The sequence below is a fragment of the Pedobacter sp. UC225_65 genome, from assembly GCF_042698365.1.
Lineage (GTDB): Bacteria > Bacteroidota > Bacteroidia > Sphingobacteriales > Sphingobacteriaceae > Pedobacter.
This window is the reverse complement of sequence record NZ_CP170550.1, coordinates 2,677,281-2,693,551: the sequence shown is the minus strand read 5'-3', so window position 1 is coordinate 2,693,551 and position 16,271 is coordinate 2,677,281. Positions and strand designations below refer to the sequence as shown.

The following is a 16,271-nucleotide window of genomic DNA, read 5'->3' as shown; positions in this document are numbered from 1 at the left end:
GCTAAACCCGATGGCGGCGGATACGCAGTAAAGCGTACAGCGGGACTATCGCAACCGAAGCGCTCATGGTTTTGATTTCTAATAAGAAGAATAACAAATATCTATTTTACATTTCATAACGTTCTAAAAAGAGGTTAAGGTTAAGAAAATTAAAGGTCATGACCGTTGACAAGATCAACCTTTGTGTTCGCTACAATCAGGCTTATGTCACAAACTACTGTGCTGTTATACAATTGAATGAATCAACAAAAATATTTTGATTTTCTATTTGCATTCTAATTATTAATCATTAAATTTGTTATGCAAGCATAGTAATTAATGAAGCAGAAAGAAACAGTAGATTATTTTTTAAAGGTGGTTTGGCAGAATGTTTCCAACACCTATAACCAGATCGCATCGGGCTTTGGTATTACACAAGCCATTGGTTATGTGTTGATCAATATAGAGGCCGAAGGCACGGCGGTTTCGGCATTGGCCGCGCTGCTTGGCGTAAAGGCCACCAGCTTGTCGAGGATGTTGAACAACATGGAAGAGCTTGGCCTGATCTACAGAGAAACCGCTGCTGGCGACAAACGTTCTGTTAAAGTTTTTTTAACACCATTTGGTATCGAGAAAAGAAAATTGGCCAGTAGTGTAGTGATCAAGTTTAATGAGTATTTAAACGAAAAACTAAGTGCCAAAGAAAAAGAGCAACTGATTTTAACCTTAGATAAAGTTAACCAATTAACATTGGCTTATTCGCCTACAAAAGATCATGATGAACAAAAAAATAAATAAAGTAGTTGTATTGGGCTCGGGCATTATGGGTTCTCGTATTGCCTGCCACTTCGCCAATATTGGTGTAGAGGTGCTGCTTTTGGATATTGCCCCAAAAGAGCTGAATGCCGAAGAGCAGGCAAAAGGTTTGGCTTTGACACATCCGGCAGTAAAAAACCGCATTGTGAATACCGCTTTGCAAACAGCTGTGAAAACCAATCCATCGCCAATTTATAGCCAAAGGGTGTTGGGCAACATCACTACGGGCAATTTTGAAGATGATATGGCCAAGATTGCCAACTACGACTGGATCATTGAGGTTGTGGTAGAAAACCTTGACATTAAGAAAAAGGTATTTGAGCAGGTAGAACAATTCCGCAAGCCAGGTACCTTGGTTACGTCGAATACTTCGGGTATTCCGATCCATATGATGGCCGAGGGCAGAAGTGACGATTTTAAGGCAAACTTCTGTGGTACACACTTTTTCAATCCACCACGTTATTTAAGGTTGTTGGAAATTATCCCAACGCCATTTACCAAACCCGAAATCGTAGATTTCTTGATGCATTATGGCGATAAGTTTTTAGGTAAGACCACGGTTTTATGTAAAGACACCCCTGCATTTATTGCCAACAGGGTAGGTGTGTATTCGATCATGGCCTTATTGCACTTGGTAGAAAAGATGGACCTTACGGTAGAGGAAGTAGATAAGTTTACCGGACCAGCTTTGGGCCGACCAAAATCTGCTACTTTCCGTACTACAGATGTGGTAGGCTTGGATACGATGATCAAAGTATCGAAAGGTTTGTACGACAACTGCCCAGATGATAAGGCGCACGATTTGTTCAAACTTCCGGCCTATGTGCAAAAAATGGAAGCCAACAATTGGTTGGGCGATAAGACCAAACAGGGTTTTTATAAAAAGACAAAAACTGCCGAAGGCAAAACAGAAATATTAGCACTTGATCTTAAAACGCTCGAGTATCGTCCGCAGGAGAAGGTAAAATCGGCTACGTTAGAGCTGACCAAGACCATCGAAAATGTAAAAGACCGCATGAAGGTTTTTGCTACAGGAAAGGACAAGGCCGCCGAATTGTTCAGGGCCTCTTTCTTTGGGTTGTTCGAATATGTGTCAGACCGTATTCCAGAAATTTCGGATGAACTGTATCGCATTGACGATGCCATGCGTGCCGGCTTTGGCTGGGACCTAGGCCCGTTTGAAGTATGGGATGCCGTAGGTATTCAGGCTTCATTGGATGGAATGAAACAATATGGCCATACGCCTGCAACTTGGGTAACCGAAATGTTGGCCGCTGGACATACCTCGTTCTATAAAGTAGAAGATGGACTGAAAAAATATTATGATATCCCATCTAAAAGCTACAAAGCCATTCCCGGTGCGGATAACTTTATCATCCTTGATAACCTAAGGGCAAATAAAGTGCTTTGGAAAAACTCAGGTGCTTCAATCATCGATTTGGGTGATGGAATTATCAATGTAGAGTTCCACTCTAAGATGAATACCATTGGTGGCGATACTTTGGCTGCCATTAACAAAGCGATTGATATGGCCGAAAAAGATTACCGCGGTGTGGTGATCGGAAATGATGGCGCCAACTTCTCTGCCGGGGCCAATGTAGGCATGATCTTTATGATGGCGGTAGAACAAGAATGGGAAGAATTGAACATGGCCGTTAGGCTATTCCAGAATACCTCGATGCGTATCCGTTACTCATCAATTCCGGTGGTGGTAGCACCGCACAACCTTACCTTGGGTGGCGGTTGTGAGTTTAGCTTGCATGCCGATTTTGTACAGCTGAATGCAGAAACCTATATGGGTTTGGTTGAGTTTGGTGTGGGTGTGATCCCAGGTGGTGGTGGAACGAAAGAGTTTGCCCTACGCGCATCTGACGAATATCGGGCAGACCAGATTGTACAGAACACCATGAAAGACCGTTTCTTGACCATTGGCATGGCGAAGGTCTCTACCTCGGCTGTTGAGGCGTTTGAGTTGGGTTATCTGCAGAAAGATAAGTTTGCGGTCAGCATGAACAGGAGCCGTTTGATCGCCGATGCAAAGGCCAAAGCCATTGAACTGGCTGATGCAGGTTATACCAAACCAATCCCACGTAAAGATATCAGAGTGTTGGGCAAGCAAGGTTTGGGCATTGTGTACGCAGGTGCCAATACGATGTACTCTGGTAACTATATCTCAGAACATGATAAAAAAATATCAGAAAAACTAGGTTGGGTAATGTGCGGGGGAGACCTGTCTTCGCCAACAGAAGTAACAGAACAATACCTTTTGGATCTGGAACGAGAAGCGTTTTTATCACTTTGTGGCGAACGTAAAACCTTGGAAAGAATCCAATCGATTGTGACAAAAGGTAAGCCGCTTAGAAACTAGAAAATAGAGGTGAGAAGTTAGATTGGAGATGTAAGAATATAAAACAATATCACCTTTCTGACCATAAAAAAAGTAAACACGATTTGTATTTGAAATTGGGCAAGTCTCAAATCTCAAGTCTAGATCTCAAATCTTATAAAAATGCAAGAAGCATATATAATAGCAGGACTTAGAACAGCTGTAGGAAAAGCCCCGAGGGGTGTATTCCGTTTTACAAGAGCAGATGAATTGGCTGCCAATGTAATTAGAGATTTGGTGGCTTCGGTTCCTAACTTGGATAAGGAGCAGATCGACGACGTAATTGTTGGCAATGCTACACCAGAAGCAGAACAAGGGCTGAATATTGCACGCATGATCAGTTTAATGGGCTTGGATACGGATAAAGTTCCGGGCGTAACCATTAACCGTTATTGTGCATCGGGTTTAGATACCATTGCTACTGCGGTAGCGAAGATCAAAACAGGCATGGCCGATTGTATTGTGGCTGGTGGGGTAGAAGTGATGTCGGGAATGCCATTTGGAGGTTGGAAACTGGTGCCAAACCCAGAGGTGGCCAAAACAAATCCAGATTGGTATTGGGGCATGGGCTTAACTGCCGAGGCTGTTGCCAAAGAATATAAGGTAAGCAGGGAAGACCAGGATGAGTTTTCTTATCGTTCGCACCTTAAAGCAGTAGAAGCCATTAAAAACGGTCATTTAAAAGCAGGTGTATTACCGATAACGGTAAACGAAAACTATTTGGATGCCAATATGAAAAAACAGACCCGTTCTTATGTTGTAGACACAGATGAAGGACCAAGAGCTGATACCACCATAGAACGTTTGGCCAAATTGAAACCAGTTTTTGCAGCCAATGGTTGTATTACAGCCGGTAACTCTTCACAAACGTCTGATGGTGCTGCCTTTGTATTGGTGGTATCGGAGAAAAAGATGAAAGAACTGGGTGCAACACCTATTGCCCGTTTGGTGAGTTATGGTGTGGCTGGTGTGCCTCCACGCATTATGGGTATTGGTCCAATAGAGGCCATTCCAAAAGCATTGAAACAAGCAGGATTAAAACAAGACGATATCGACCTGATTGAGCTGAATGAAGCTTTTGCCTCACAATCGTTGGCAGTGATCAGGACTTTAGGCCTAGACCAAGAAAAGATCAACGTAAACGGAGGTGCTATTGCCTTGGGCCACCCCCTAGGCTGTACAGGAGCCAAATTATCCGTACAACTATTTAACGAACTAAAAAGAAGAGACCAGAAATATGGCATGGTAACCATGTGCGTAGGTACTGGGCAAGGTGCAGCGGGGATTTTTGAAATGCTCTAGCATTAGTGGTGAGGGGCTAGACGTGAGATTTGAGATGTGGGAAGTTTAAAGAAATGTAAGGATGAATAATTTAAAAGAATTAAAAATCTGGAATAAAGCAATTGATTTAACTGTTGATGTTTATAAAGCAACCTCAAATTTTCCTACTGATGAACGTTTTGGATTGATAAGTCAATTGCGAAGAGCAGCAGTCTCAATCTCTTCAAATATAGCCGAAGGCGCAGGTAGAAATTCTACTAAAGAATTTAACAATTTTTTAGGAATAGCTAATGGTTCTTCCTTTGAATTGCATACGCAATTAGTGATTGCAAATAGGTTAGGGATGTTGACAGTAGAAACATTAGAGCCATTATTGGCACAAATTGATGAGTTACAAAAAATGACCTATGGTTTTCAGCAGATGCTAGATAAGAAAATTAATAATAAAAAGGTGTGAGAAAATAGATGTGAAATTTTGGGATAGATACAAGTGTTTAAGTTCTCAAAACTCATGTCACACATCTGAAAATAACCGATTTGTTTTTGAAATTTGACCAGTCTCAAATCTCAAGTCTAGATCTCAAAATCTCTTAAAATGAAAAAAACAATTAAAGGTGGTGAGTTCTTGATTACAGAAACCACTTATCAGGATGTATTTATTCCTGAAGAATTTGATGAAGAACAGCAGATGATTGCACAGACCTGTCGTGATTTTCTAGCAACAGAGGTTAATCCGATTTTAGATAGAATTGACAGTCAGGAAGAAGGGTTGATGCCTACGTTGATGGATAAGGCCGGTGAATTGGGTATTTTAGGTGTTTCCATTCCTGAAGAATTTGGCGGTTTTGGCAAAAATTTCAATACCTCTATGTTGGTGGCCGATGTTTGTGGTGCAGGACATTCTTTTGCGGTTGCCCTATCGGCGCATACTGGTATCGGTACCTTGCCTATTTTGTATTATGGTAACGAAGCACAGAAAGCCAAGTACATCCCTAAACTAGGAACTGGTGAATGGAAAGCCTCTTATTGCTTAACTGAGCCTAACTCCGGCTCTGATGCCAACTCTGGTAAAACCAAGGCCAAACTAAGTGCCGATGGCAAACATTATATCATCAACGGTCAAAAAATGTGGATCACCAATGGTGGTTTTGCAGATATCTTTATCGTTTTTGCAAAAATTGATGACGATAAAAACCTAACTGCTTTTATTGTAGAAAAAGAATTTGGTGGCATTACCATGAACCCAGAAGAACACAAAATGGGGATCAAAGGTTCATCAACACGTCAGGTGTTTTTTAACGATTGCCCGGTGCCTGTAGAAAACATGCTTTCTGAAAGAGAGAATGGCTTTAAGATTGCCGTAAATATTTTAAATATTGGTAGGATCAAATTAGCTGCTGCAGCAATCGGTGGGTCAAAAGGAGTGTTGAATTTAGCGGTAAACTATTCGAATGAACGTATTCAGTTTGATAGACCAATCTCTAAATATGGTGCCATCCGTTATAAGATTGCTGAGATGGCAGCTAAGGTTTACGCTGTAGAATCGGCAAATTATAGAGCTGGACAGAACATTGATGATGCGTATGATGAGTTGGTGGCGAAAGGAATGGATGCAAGCAAGGCCAAACTGAAATCGACAGAACAATTTGCGGTAGAATGTGCAATCTTGAAGGTATGGGGTTCAGAGGTGTTGGATTATGTAACGGATGAAGGTGTGCAGATCTATGGTGGTATGGGCTTTTCGGCTGATGCTCCAATGGACCGCTCTTACCGTGATGCCCGTATCAACCGTATTTTTGAAGGGACGAACGAGATCAACAGACTGTTAACGGTTGACATGATGTTGAAACGTGCCATGAAGGGCGAATTGGATCTGATGACCCCTGCAACTGCAGTAGCGGCAGAATTGATGTCTATCCCAGATTTTGGAGAAGAAGACACAACCTTGTTCGCCGCAGAAAAGAAAATCATCCAAAACCTGAAAAAAGCTACCTTAATGGTGGCAGGTGCTGCGGTTCAGAAATTGATGATGAGCTTATCTAAAGAACAAGAGATCTTGATGAACATCGCCGATATGGCCAGTTATGTGTATGTAGCTGAATCAGCGATGCTGAGAACAGAAAAATTGGTTGCATTGCGTGGTGAAGAAGCTTGTAAAGGGCAATTAGACATGATGCGCATCTATTTTGTGGAAGCGGTTGATGGGCTAGCAAAAGCGGGTAAAGAAGCTTTATGGGCATTTGCCGAAGGCGATGAGCAGCGCATGATGTTGGTGGGTTTACGTAGGTTTACCAAAATGGAGCCTTTTAACGTAAAACAGGCCCGTCAAAATGTTGCCCAACAGATTATTGAGGCCAACAAATATATTTTTTAGCGGTAGAAAGTGTAAAGGTTGAAGGTTTAGGATTTGAATTGAAAAGATGCAAATCCTAAACCTTTTTGTTTTTAGCTGCATTTCTTGTCCTTGGTTCATGTCGACACGAACCAAGGGCTTACTTCCTTCAACCTCCTTTATTTGTTAAAATTGGTTAAAAATTGCGGCATCCGTATTAAAAGCTTATTTTTGTCCAATTATGTTAAAAACCAAGTTTTTTTTAATGCTCTTTTTATGTGTTGGTGTACTCTCTTCATGTAAAAAGGATTATGATGCCGATAAACAATCTAGAATAGACGATGCAGCAATTGTTGATTTTATAGCCAAAAACAGTATTGTAGCGGTTAAAGATCCATCAGGATTATACTATCAAGTTCTTGCACAAGGCAGTGGCAATGATATTACAGTATCAAACACAGTGTCTGTTAATTATGAAGGTAGGTTATTGTCTGGTTCAGTATTTGATAAGTCGACCAGTACAGTATCTTTCCCATTGAGCAATCTGATCTTAGGTTGGCAAAAGGGAATTCCCCATATTAAAAAGGGAGGCAAGATCAGGTTATTGATCCCTTCTGGTTTAGGTTACAAAAATGAAGCGCGTACAGGTATACCTGCCAACTCGGTTCTAGATTTTACAGTAGAAGTGGTTAATGTTCAATAACATGCAAATGCACAAAAATATAACAAAATATATATACGCCTTATTAGGTGTTATTTTGATTTTCAATTCTTGTAAAAAGGAATACGAGTCTATCGAAGACATCGATGATGCTAAAATACAGGCTTACATCAAAAGCAATAATCTCCCTGCGGTTAAAGATCCAAGCGGATTTTATTATCAGGTTTTAGATCCTGGAACTGGTGGTGTAATGCAGAATAAGGATTCTGTTTTCTACAATGTAACGGTAAAATCTTTAAGTGGTAATGTTTACTTTAGTCCAACGGTATTCTCTAACACTGGTAATTATTTAGGATATGTAACCCCAGATGCTTACAGAGAAGCACTTTATGCCATTAACAGAGGGGGTAAAGTAAGGGTAATTGTTCCTTCGTACATGGCCTACGGTAAAAATGGAAGTGGACCTGTACCATCAAACGAGGTGATTGTTTCTGAAATCACCACTTATCTAGAAACCAAACAATGGCAGATCGATGATCGTTTGATCAATGAGTTTATCACAGCAAAAAACCTAACCATGACCAAAGACCCATCAAGGGTTTATTATAACATTAGCCAAGTAGGTACTGGAACGCAAGTCAGTAAGTTTTCGACGGTTACAGTTAAATATGCAGGTAGATTTTTAACAGGAACCATCTTTGACCAAACAACGGGTGATGCAACTTTGGTTGCTGCAATCAATGCCTTGGTACCAGGTTGGGGCAAAGTATTGGTAGGCTTGAAAAAAGGAACAAAAGTTCGTCTGATTATTCCTTCTGATCTAGGTTATGGGTCACAAGATAGAAAAGACTCGACTACTGGAGCGGTAACAATACCAAGAAACTCTATTCTGGATTTCGATATAGAAATTGTTGATGTAACAGATTAAAACAAAAAAATATAGAAAGCCCCTGTTGAATTGTTCAGCAGGGGCTTTTTTATGTCAATGCTTTTTTAAAGGCTTTTAGTACCCTATCTCTGGCAAAGGTATGTTCAACAATAGGAACGGGGGCAAGGGCCGATTGATATTCAGGAGCCCATTTGAAAACGTAGGCCAACTTTGGGTCGAATTTCTGTAATTGCAGTTCAGGATTAAAGACCCTAAAATAAGGAGCTGCATCGTTGCCCGAACCACAGGCCCACTGCCAGCCACCTACATTACTGGCTTGTTCATAGTCTAACAACTTTTCTGCAAAATAGGCCTCTCCCCAACGCCAATCGATCAACAGGTGCTTGCATAAAAAACTGGCCACCACCATGCGTACACGGTTGTGCATAAAACCCGTTTTGTTCAATTGACGCATACCCGCATCAACCAATGGGTAACCTGTCTTGCCTTCGCACCAAGCGGCAAACTCTGTTTCGTTGTTCCGCCATTCAATGTTATCGTAGGCAGGTTTAAACGCACGGTCTATGATATGTGGAAAATGCCATAAAATCATCATGTAAAATTCTCGCCAAGCCAATTCCGAAAGCCATTTGTTGGCCTTTTGTGTTTGTGCAGCCCTTACTGCAGCCCTAATGCTCACGGTTCCAAAACGGAGGTGTAGCCCCAGATGTGTAGTGGCATCTTTTGCAGGATAGTCTCTATCTGCGTGATACTGGTCTAGCTTGGCCTCAAAGTTTGTTGATGGAAATTGATCATTGGTTTCTTCAAAACCGATATCCTGTAAGGTGGGGAATGGAAGTGCTGGGCTTTGGAACAGATTTTTAAAATAGCGCTCGGTAGGATAGGCTTTGACATAAAATGCATTTAGCTTTTGTAGCCATTGTTTATAGTAGGGTGTAAACACGGTGTAGGGTTTGCCATCGGCCTTTACCACTTCGGCCTGCTCAAAAATAACCTGGTCTTTGTAGGTATAAAATGGAATTTCTTCGCTTCTTAAGTATTCGGCCAAACCATCGTCTCTTTTGATGGCATAAGGCTCATAATCGTGATTGGCATACACAGCTTTTACCTGATATGTTTTTATGAGCTCTGGCCATACCTTTTCTGGACTACCCAATTTCACTAACAATGAAGAACCATATTGTTGTAGCTCTTCTCGTAGGGTTTTTAAAGTTTGATGGATAAAAGTTAACCTCGCATCCTTTTTGTTGTCGAGTTTGTTGAGGATATTTTGATCAAAAATGAACAAGGGGAGTACGGGATATCCGCTTTTGAGCGCATGGTAGAGTGCAGCATGGTCTGCTAAACGTAGATCGCGACGTAACCAACAAATACTGATGTCCATAGGTAAGTGTAAACTGTTTAAATCTTGGCTAAAGATGCATTTTTAGTTCATCATTTTCACCATTGGGTATTAAAGTAAACAGTTCATTTGCGTTTTGGTTTTCGCCATTCCCATGGGGGGCTAGGATTGGGCTCTTGCCATAGCCCTATTTTATTTTTTCTGGCCGCTATCTCCAAGTTCGCATAGATTAGATCATGTGAATATTTCTTGAAATGCCAGGCCATGCCTTGTTTGATCATCTCTTGATTAACAGTCTGATTTTGATCATTAACAACAAGTGCAATCAATCGACCATAACGATCTAATTTCACTCCATGAACGGTCACCATCTGCCCGAAACACAAATCGGATAAAGCTTTTTTGGCTTGATTGCCAAAAGGTTGTGCACCTTTATTTTCCGGACAATCGATATGTGCCAAACGTATTTTTTTGGGCGTATTCTTATACAGCACTTCCATGGTATCGCCATCCATAATGCGGATCACTTTAGCGGTAAAAGTTAAGTTTGATATGTTGCCATGATCTAACTGTTCTACCTGATGCTGGCAAAAAAATGGAATGAGCGATAGACATAAAACAAAGGAAATTATTTTTCCCATCCACATTTTGTTTTCTTGTCTTTTTTGGCTTTTTCTAAGGTGGTTTTTATGGTTTTATAGCTGCAATTGCTCAAGCCACGACAATCGGCTTTGTAATGGTATTTTTTAGCATTTGGGCTGTCGCAGAGGTATACTGTTGGCGACTCTTTTTTCTCTTGGCAAGTTGCGTTAGTTAAGAAAAAGAACAGCATTAATAAGGGTTTCATGTTTGTTGTTATTTTGCTAAAATGATTTTTTGAATAACTTGGTCTAGATTTGCAGGAAGGTCTGCTGGCTTTATAATTGCATTTTTTACTTTCATTTCTTTCAGCCAAATATTCCAATATTCGTTGATTACATCACTTTCGAATGGATTCCCTTTGGCAGGATTAATTCCAAGCACTACTACTTCAAGATGATCTAAATTTTCATTAGCTTTAATAAAGGCATAGTCGTTCTCTTGCATCAAATCTCTATAGTCTGATGTAGTTAGTTTTAGAGATTTAACCAGTTCTGGTGTAAGATATGAACTCCTATTCCCTTCTCTGAATTTAGAATCTTGATGAAACATATAGCCATCTGTTAAGATAAAGAGAATGTTCCTATGGTTAGGTTTGATACAGTAATCACCTACTTTGTTTTTGAAAAACCCCCATATATCAGAACCTATATATTTTTTGTCTTTAATGGCCAGATTGTATATTTCATTAGATGCTGAATGGTATTGTGAAGATATTTTTAGAATACCCTCTTTTGTCGTATTATCCCTTGTGAAGGATAATTTTAGCTTTTTAGCTAGGTCGTTTATCTCTGAGTTTAAAGGCTCAGGCTCGAAATAGATCTGGATTTGATCATCATCATTTCTAATAGGCTTGGATCTTAAGTGTTTTTCGAAGCCTTTGCTAATAGATTCAATATATCCTAAGTCTCGTGTGTAAAACTCCATTGATGGATTAGCATTTTTTATTGGATCAATTCTGTCTGATAAATCTAATAGAATACTAATATTTAAATTCTCTTTTTTGTTGGTTGCTTCATGAGCAACAGGATTCTTTTGAGTGTTTTCTTTTTTGGTTTCGTTTGCACATCCAGCAAGAATAATTGTAATTATAGCTAATGCTAGAAGACTGATTTTAGTATTCATAAGTTATGAAATTTTAGAATAAACAATGTTTTGAAAATCTGGGTCTATTAAATTGAGCTTTCTGAGATGCTCATTTGCTATATTTTCACACTGTTCTAGCATTTCAGTTTGTTTTTGCTGTGGCAATGCTATTTCCGAAGTCACAGCTTGAAACCAACCTTCTTTGTATTGATGATGATAGAGGAGATATTGTTTTAGATTTAATACAAAGCCATCTATCACTGATTGTAATTCTGCAATCTTTCCAGTGATTTCAACAGTTTTTTTCTTTAGGTTATTGATTTCCTCTATAATTTCATTTTTAGTTGTTTCTAATAACTTAATTTCTTCAAATTTGGTCTTAATATGTCCCTTGATTTTATCAATGTTCTCATGCTCTTTCATCGTGATATCAAAAACTAAACCCCAAATAATATAGACTACAAAGCCAGCGAAAATAATCATCCAAAATTCTGATTCGCCAAGGGCTATTTTAAGGTTGTAGGGCAATGAATCTGGAGTTTTATTAAAGTCATATATCTTCTTCTCAATCTGATAAGCCAGTAGGCCATCAAATAAAAATGTAACGATAAATAAAGCAATCATCCTGAAAATGTTCTTGATCCTTTCCCTTTTTGAACCATATGAATGACATAACCTAAACCCAAGAAAACAGAAGGAATCGTAAAAATTAAGATTGCTTCTAGCCAACTAGCGTTTAAAGCATTGTTAAAAGCTTGAGCATCAAAAATTGCTGCAGTTAGACTATCGTTAGAGAAATCTTTAAAGAACGCTGAGTAAGTAGCTGAGATATAAAAAACAAAAAGATATAATGTAATAGGGACCAATAACAGAAGTCCGATATAAAATTGTGCTTTTGGACGTTTTGATGTTTCTACACCATACCTATCGGGATGATTTTTTACATCCTCTACCTCATTTTTTGCGGCATTTATTTTCTCAATGACCTGTTGTTTCTTTTCTTCAAAAATAGAGATAGCAGCTTCTGTGTTTTTCAGTTCACTTTGTTTTCTAGTTTTATCGTCGATATATGGTTGCTTTAATTTTCCTTGGTGAATTTCTTGTTCTCTGCACTGTTGTTCGAAACTACCATAAACGTTTTCTAAACAGGCTTTAAAATTTATAGGACTACCCATTGCTTTTTGGGCTGCCCCATAACCACTTTGATAATACGTAATCCTAATTTTCTGTTCGTCTTGCTCTTCGTTTTCTTGAACAATAGTTTTAGGTTCTTCACTATTTTTAGTGATAAATAACTTTCTAATTTCCATAATATTTAATTGATAGAGTCCAATACTTCCTGAAGCTGTTTTTCTTGTTTTGCACAGTCAATCAGATAATCGCATATGTTGATAATGTTTTCAGGTAAAAAGTCGAATGTTTCGCAGTACTTTTTAAGTAGGTTGTATTCATCATCTGTTACTTCTTTATCTACCCAGATCATGATGGCTAAATCGTACAAATACTCTATTTTCTTTTCTATAGCTATTGGTACTTCCATTTTATCTACGGGATTGGTTAAGATATTGTTGAGATGTTCAGTTCCTACACCGCGTTGTTCAGCAAATTTGTATAACTGTTTCATTTCAAGCACATCAAAATTTTTATCAGCGCAAGCTATTTGATAAAGCCTCAAAAAATGACTTTGTAGTTCGATATTAATTGTAGTCTCCATATAATTTATTGTAGTTTTTTAGGGGAAATAATTCGGTCTCTCGTATAGGTTTTCGCAACCGGTAAAACCTCCATGGTTTTTGTTTTTTTAGGTGCTTTTTTCTTCACAAAGGCAAGGAGTAAAAACAATATTCCGACAAGGATATCAAGTGGAACCCAGGCACTTTTTCTGTATAGATAAATCGGAAATACAGGGTTAAAAAGAATTAAAAGGATTACAAAAACTATCAACCATGCATGGTCTTTATGTTTTAGAAAGTTGTAGATGGCTAAAATTGCACCCAAGGAAATTATAATCCGGAGAAAAGTATAATAGGTTATGGGCAATTTCAATATGGCAATGAAACAACAGAGGGCGCAAAGAGTGAAGAATGTTTTCATATTTATAAACGTGAAAGAATTTCATTTTTCTTGCTTTCAAATTCGTCTGGCGAGAGAATTCCATTTTCTAACAAGGCTTTTAACTTTTGTAAAACCGCAAAAGGATCTTCTTTTTGAGAATTTTCATTTTGCAATGGTGAAGCATTATTCACAGTAATTCCACCACCTGCCGCCGCTCTTTTATCTTCCAGTTCTTTTTGTCTTCTATAATCTCTCATTTCCTCTTCTTTTTCTTGAGCAAATTGATAGAGTTTTCTAGCTTGGTTTTTAGGAAGATAGTCCATCATAATTCTATAGCTCATTATAGTCCTTACCGTAAATGTTGAACCCATTATTCCCTCTTTGATATGGCAATCAACAATATCTTTCCAGTTGTAGTCTTGAAAATCCATTGATAACCCAAATGCTTTAGGCCTACAAAAAATAACTCTTCTGTTGGTAAGGGCAACACAGTCTGGAGATAATGTAATGGCAGGTTTTCTTTGAACTGCAACATATTCTACCTGTTCATTAGAAGTAAGCAAACTATTTACCCTCTCCAGAATTTTTGAGACTGCCTTAGGGTCTTGTTCTTCGTTTAAAAACCTTTTTAAATCGTTTATCATAATCAACCAATACATTTAGTTTTTATATTAATAATTTTCTACGGTTTGGTGTAACTGATCTCTATGGTTATAGATCTCGTCTAGGTTATTTAAGGGTATTCTTTCTCCGGCATCTTTACCCTTATGAAAAAGCTCCAAATATTTATTGGCACTATTGAAATGAAAGCGACAGATTGGTTTTCTGTTATTGTCGTCGAGTAATACACCGAAATAAGATTGGGTATCTCTATGGGCAATTCTTTCTGCCGTAATCTTCTCTCTTAAAATGGCCTTCACAATCTGAAAGGCCTCGATCTCTTCTACTGTGGTGATTACTTTCGGTGCGCCATTGTTTTCATCAATCTGGTTAACCTTTTCATCCACTTTGGTTTCAATCTTTTCGTTAATGTTCAATGCAGATTTTAGGCGATAACTGATGGATTCGTTAATTGAAATGGCCAATGCTTTTTTAGTATATTCTTTAAAAGAAATCATCCGATTGGCCGTTAATGGTTTATCGAAAAAGCGGTTGACCAATAGTTTTACCAATTCATCAGATGGATTTTCGATTTCGTTTTCAAATTCCTTTCTGATGGCTTTGATGTATTTGAAAGCCTCGGCCGAATCAAGGATGTTTTCTAGGTTGTATTCGTTTTTGGTAAAACTCTCCAGAATTTTGATAGCGCTGTCTTTCAGGTCTTCGATATTAATGGTCAAGAAAGGTTTCTCATCCATGATATTTGGCTTCTCGAGGTCGGTGTAAAAATTGTAGATGATCCCATTGGTCAACACACCAAACCTTGCTTTAGAAACATGGTAATAGCGATGAAGCTGAGAGTTATGTGCATCGGCATTTTCTTTCCAATGTTTACACTCGATAATGAGGATAGGTTCCTCATTTTTTCTGATCACATAATCAACCTTTTCACCTTTTTTGGTGCCGATGTCGCAGATGTGTTCTGGTACAACTTCGGTGGGGTTAAAGATGTCGTAACCCAAGATTTGGATAAAAGGAAGCACAAATGCATTTTTGGTGGCTTCTTCGGTTTGTATCTGGTCTTTTAAACCACTTACCCGCTGGTGTAATTGCTCCAACTTTAATTTAAGTTCCATGGTCTTTAATTAGATGGTTTCGTCTATGGTAGACGCCGTAGGCGCATTTGTTTTTACAGATTCGATCCCGTTGTCGCGAGCCGAACTGGTGGTGTACATCTGGCTTTTACCAATAATTTCACCATTCCCTGCTTTGAGGTTAAAATAAAAGGAGCCATTTTTAGCAATTCTTCTGTCGTATCTTGTAGCTGTAGGTGCATTCGTTTTTACAGACTCGATACCTGTTTTACAAGATGCTTTGGCCGCATAACCTTCGCTGGTTAAAATGACCTGTCCATTTGTGGCCTTTAAGTTAAATTGGTATTCGCCGTTTGTTCTTTTGGTGATGATGAAGTTTCCCATTATTTTAAATTTTTGATGATGAATAACAGTAATGAAATGATAAATCCTGAAAACAAGAAGGTGGTTAGGCAGCCTTTGCTAGTTTGGTGATACACCTTGTTATAGGCTGCCTTTTTAGGATTAGTTAGCCATCCCCAGCCCCTTGGTGCTTTAAATCCTAGTTGATGCCTAACCACCCGTTTCCAAGAAGTTCTTGCAGCAATTCTCTTTTTTAAAGAAGGAGCTCTATATCCGAATTTCATATTGAAAGAGTTAGCAAGAGAAAAAATAATAGGACATTAGCTAGTATGACAACTTTTAGAGCAGTAGTAACACCCATTGGCCTTTGAATAAGTTTTTTTTGCCTCTGTAACAGCACTGTCGCAAGAATAGAATTCGCCCAAGTATTTTCTATTGTCTGAGCTTGGTAGATAGTCGCAATTTTCATTGTGGACCTCATGATCGCCATTACTCTGGGCTTTTGTGTTTACATAATACTTTTTCATAATTGTTTTTTGTTGGTTAACACTTCAAAAGTATACAGATACCAAACCCTTTATTTACGGGAATCCGTAAAGCGGTAAAGTATTTTTAAAAAGTTTGATTGGTTTGATTTTTTGGAGTTAACAACTGATAAACAGGGTATTAATGAAGGTTTGATTTCTTTGTGTACTGCGCTTTGGTTACATAAAAATCAATATTGCGGTAGGGAATTTTACGGGAAAAATAAAGGGCTGAGGAAACGCAA

18 protein-coding genes are annotated in these 16,271 nt (G+C 38.7%); 7 read left to right on the top strand and 11 right to left on the bottom strand.

Annotated elements, in window-relative coordinates; genetic code table 11:
* The first annotated feature begins 318 nt into the window (after nucleotides 1–318).
* From ACFJIZ_RS14100 to ACFJIZ_RS14070, 7 genes are all read left to right on the top strand, one after another.
* The gene (locus tag ACFJIZ_RS14100) at nucleotides 319–777 is read left to right on the top strand and encodes a MarR family winged helix-turn-helix transcriptional regulator (protein ID WP_379085188.1); all 459 of its coding nucleotides are present in this window, start codon (nucleotides 319–321) and stop codon (nucleotides 775–777) included.
* Nucleotides 758–3,163, top strand: coding sequence for a 3-hydroxyacyl-CoA dehydrogenase NAD-binding domain-containing protein (locus tag ACFJIZ_RS14095; RefSeq protein ID WP_379085185.1), 2,406 nt, complete (start codon nucleotides 758–760; stop codon nucleotides 3,161–3,163). Before ACFJIZ_RS14100 ends, ACFJIZ_RS14095 begins: the two co-directional genes overlap by 20 nt.
* 141 nt (nucleotides 3,164–3,304) lie before the next feature.
* A complete protein-coding gene (locus tag ACFJIZ_RS14090; RefSeq protein WP_379085182.1) occupies nucleotides 3,305–4,483 on the top strand; it encodes an acetyl-CoA C-acyltransferase in 1,179 nt (392 codons plus the stop codon).
* Nucleotides 4,484–4,544: 61 nt separating this feature from the next.
* Nucleotides 4,545–4,919 (top strand): four helix bundle protein, encoded by a 375-nt coding sequence (locus ACFJIZ_RS14085; RefSeq protein WP_379085180.1) that lies wholly within the window; start codon nucleotides 4,545–4,547, stop codon nucleotides 4,917–4,919.
* A gap of 138 nt (nucleotides 4,920–5,057) precedes the next feature.
* Nucleotides 5,058–6,836, top strand: coding sequence for an acyl-CoA dehydrogenase family protein (locus ACFJIZ_RS14080; protein WP_379085177.1), 1,779 nt, complete (start codon nucleotides 5,058–5,060; stop codon nucleotides 6,834–6,836).
* Nucleotides 6,837–7,059: 223 nt separating this feature from the next.
* On the top strand, nucleotides 7,060–7,497 hold the full coding sequence (locus ACFJIZ_RS14075; protein WP_379085174.1) for an FKBP-type peptidyl-prolyl cis-trans isomerase: 438 nt from the start codon (nucleotides 7,060–7,062) through the stop codon (nucleotides 7,495–7,497).
* Nucleotides 7,498–7,504: 7 nt separating this feature from the next.
* Nucleotides 7,505–8,383, top strand: a complete 879-nt coding sequence (locus ACFJIZ_RS14070) for an FKBP-type peptidyl-prolyl cis-trans isomerase (RefSeq protein ID WP_379085171.1) — start codon at nucleotides 7,505–7,507, stop codon at nucleotides 8,381–8,383.
* Nucleotides 8,384–8,432: 49 nt separating this feature from the next.
* On the opposite strand, the gene ACFJIZ_RS14065 is transcribed toward ACFJIZ_RS14070, so the two are convergent.
* From ACFJIZ_RS14065 to ACFJIZ_RS14015, 11 genes are all read right to left on the bottom strand, one after another.
* Nucleotides 8,433–9,728: a cryptochrome/photolyase family protein gene (locus tag ACFJIZ_RS14065; protein ID WP_379085168.1), complete on the bottom strand. Its 1,296-nt coding sequence runs from the start codon at nucleotides 9,726–9,728 to the stop codon at nucleotides 8,433–8,435.
* 83 nt (nucleotides 9,729–9,811) lie between these two features.
* The gene (locus tag ACFJIZ_RS14060) at nucleotides 9,812–10,327 is read right to left on the bottom strand and encodes a thermonuclease family protein (RefSeq protein WP_379085165.1); all 516 of its coding nucleotides are present in this window, start codon (nucleotides 10,325–10,327) and stop codon (nucleotides 9,812–9,814) included.
* A complete protein-coding gene (locus ACFJIZ_RS14055; protein WP_379085162.1) occupies nucleotides 10,315–10,533 on the bottom strand; it encodes a hypothetical protein in 219 nt (72 codons plus the stop codon). Before ACFJIZ_RS14055 ends, ACFJIZ_RS14060 begins: the two co-directional genes overlap by 13 nt.
* A gap of 8 nt (nucleotides 10,534–10,541) precedes the next feature.
* Nucleotides 10,542–11,450 carry a hypothetical protein gene (locus ACFJIZ_RS14050; protein ID WP_379085159.1) on the bottom strand — a complete coding sequence of 303 codons (909 nt, stop codon included), beginning with the start codon at nucleotides 11,448–11,450 and terminating at the stop codon, nucleotides 10,542–10,544.
* Nucleotides 11,451–11,453: 3 nt separating this feature from the next.
* On the bottom strand, nucleotides 11,454–12,035 hold the full coding sequence (locus tag ACFJIZ_RS14045; protein WP_379085156.1) for a hypothetical protein: 582 nt from the start codon (nucleotides 12,033–12,035) through the stop codon (nucleotides 11,454–11,456).
* Nucleotides 12,032–12,721, bottom strand: coding sequence for a hypothetical protein (locus ACFJIZ_RS14040; RefSeq protein WP_379085153.1), 690 nt, complete (start codon nucleotides 12,719–12,721; stop codon nucleotides 12,032–12,034). The genes ACFJIZ_RS14045 and ACFJIZ_RS14040 overlap by 4 nt, the downstream gene beginning before the upstream one ends.
* Before the next feature lie 5 nt (nucleotides 12,722–12,726).
* Nucleotides 12,727–13,035, bottom strand: a complete 309-nt coding sequence (locus ACFJIZ_RS14035; protein WP_379085150.1) for a hypothetical protein — start codon at nucleotides 13,033–13,035, stop codon at nucleotides 12,727–12,729.
* A gap of 95 nt (nucleotides 13,036–13,130) precedes the next feature.
* Complete coding sequence (locus ACFJIZ_RS14030; RefSeq protein WP_379085147.1) at nucleotides 13,131–13,505, bottom strand: DUF6804 family protein; 375 nt, start codon at nucleotides 13,503–13,505, stop codon at nucleotides 13,131–13,133.
* 2 nt (nucleotides 13,506–13,507) lie between these two features.
* Nucleotides 13,508–14,125, bottom strand: a complete 618-nt coding sequence (locus tag ACFJIZ_RS14025) for a PH domain-containing protein (protein WP_379085144.1) — start codon at nucleotides 14,123–14,125, stop codon at nucleotides 13,508–13,510.
* Between the two features lie 12 nt (nucleotides 14,126–14,137).
* On the bottom strand, nucleotides 14,138–15,202 hold the full coding sequence (locus ACFJIZ_RS14020; protein ID WP_379085141.1) for a type I restriction endonuclease: 1,065 nt from the start codon (nucleotides 15,200–15,202) through the stop codon (nucleotides 14,138–14,140).
* Nucleotides 15,203–15,211: 9 nt separating this feature from the next.
* Complete coding sequence (locus tag ACFJIZ_RS14015; RefSeq protein ID WP_379085138.1) at nucleotides 15,212–15,544, bottom strand: YegP family protein; 333 nt, start codon at nucleotides 15,542–15,544, stop codon at nucleotides 15,212–15,214.
* Nucleotides 15,545–16,271: the final 727 nt, after the last annotated feature.

What these genes read in the sequence shown, in the direction of transcription:
- ACFJIZ_RS14100 (WP_379085188.1), top strand. Translation starts at nt 319, where the DNA reads ATGAAGCAGAAAGAAACAGTAGATTATTTTTTAAAGGTGGTTTGGCAG.
- ACFJIZ_RS14095 (WP_379085185.1), top strand. Translation starts at nt 758, where the DNA reads ATGAACAAAAAAATAAATAAAGTAGTTGTATTGGGCTCGGGCATTATG.
- ACFJIZ_RS14090 (WP_379085182.1), top strand. Translation starts at nt 3,305, where the DNA reads ATGCAAGAAGCATATATAATAGCAGGACTTAGAACAGCTGTAGGAAAA.
- ACFJIZ_RS14085 (WP_379085180.1), top strand. Translation starts at nt 4,545, where the DNA reads ATGAATAATTTAAAAGAATTAAAAATCTGGAATAAAGCAATTGATTTA.
- ACFJIZ_RS14080 (WP_379085177.1), top strand. Translation starts at nt 5,058, where the DNA reads ATGAAAAAAACAATTAAAGGTGGTGAGTTCTTGATTACAGAAACCACT.
- ACFJIZ_RS14075 (WP_379085174.1), top strand. Translation starts at nt 7,060, where the DNA reads ATGCTCTTTTTATGTGTTGGTGTACTCTCTTCATGTAAAAAGGATTAT.
- ACFJIZ_RS14070 (WP_379085171.1), top strand. Translation starts at nt 7,505, where the DNA reads ATGCACAAAAATATAACAAAATATATATACGCCTTATTAGGTGTTATT.
- ACFJIZ_RS14065 (WP_379085168.1), bottom strand. Translation starts at nt 9,728, where the DNA reads ATGGACATCAGTATTTGTTGGTTACGTCGCGATCTACGTTTAGCAGAC.
- ACFJIZ_RS14060 (WP_379085165.1), bottom strand. Translation starts at nt 10,327, where the DNA reads ATGGGAAAAATAATTTCCTTTGTTTTATGTCTATCGCTCATTCCATTT.
- ACFJIZ_RS14055 (WP_379085162.1), bottom strand. Translation starts at nt 10,533, where the DNA reads ATGAAACCCTTATTAATGCTGTTCTTTTTCTTAACTAACGCAACTTGC.
- ACFJIZ_RS14050 (WP_379085159.1), bottom strand. Translation starts at nt 11,450, where the DNA reads ATGAATACTAAAATCAGTCTTCTAGCATTAGCTATAATTACAATTATT.
- ACFJIZ_RS14045 (WP_379085156.1), bottom strand. Translation starts at nt 12,035, where the DNA reads ATGATTGCTTTATTTATCGTTACATTTTTATTTGATGGCCTACTGGCT.
- ACFJIZ_RS14040 (WP_379085153.1), bottom strand. Translation starts at nt 12,721, where the DNA reads ATGGAAATTAGAAAGTTATTTATCACTAAAAATAGTGAAGAACCTAAA.
- ACFJIZ_RS14035 (WP_379085150.1), bottom strand. Translation starts at nt 13,035, where the DNA reads ATGAAACAGTTATACAAATTTGCTGAACAACGCGGTGTAGGAACTGAA.
- ACFJIZ_RS14030 (WP_379085147.1), bottom strand. Translation starts at nt 13,505, where the DNA reads ATGAAAACATTCTTCACTCTTTGCGCCCTCTGTTGTTTCATTGCCATA.
- ACFJIZ_RS14025 (WP_379085144.1), bottom strand. Translation starts at nt 14,125, where the DNA reads ATGTATTGGTTGATTATGATAAACGATTTAAAAAGGTTTTTAAACGAA.
- ACFJIZ_RS14020 (WP_379085141.1), bottom strand. Translation starts at nt 15,202, where the DNA reads ATGGAACTTAAATTAAAGTTGGAGCAATTACACCAGCGGGTAAGTGGT.
- ACFJIZ_RS14015 (WP_379085138.1), bottom strand. Translation starts at nt 15,544, where the DNA reads ATGGGAAACTTCATCATCACCAAAAGAACAAACGGCGAATACCAATTT.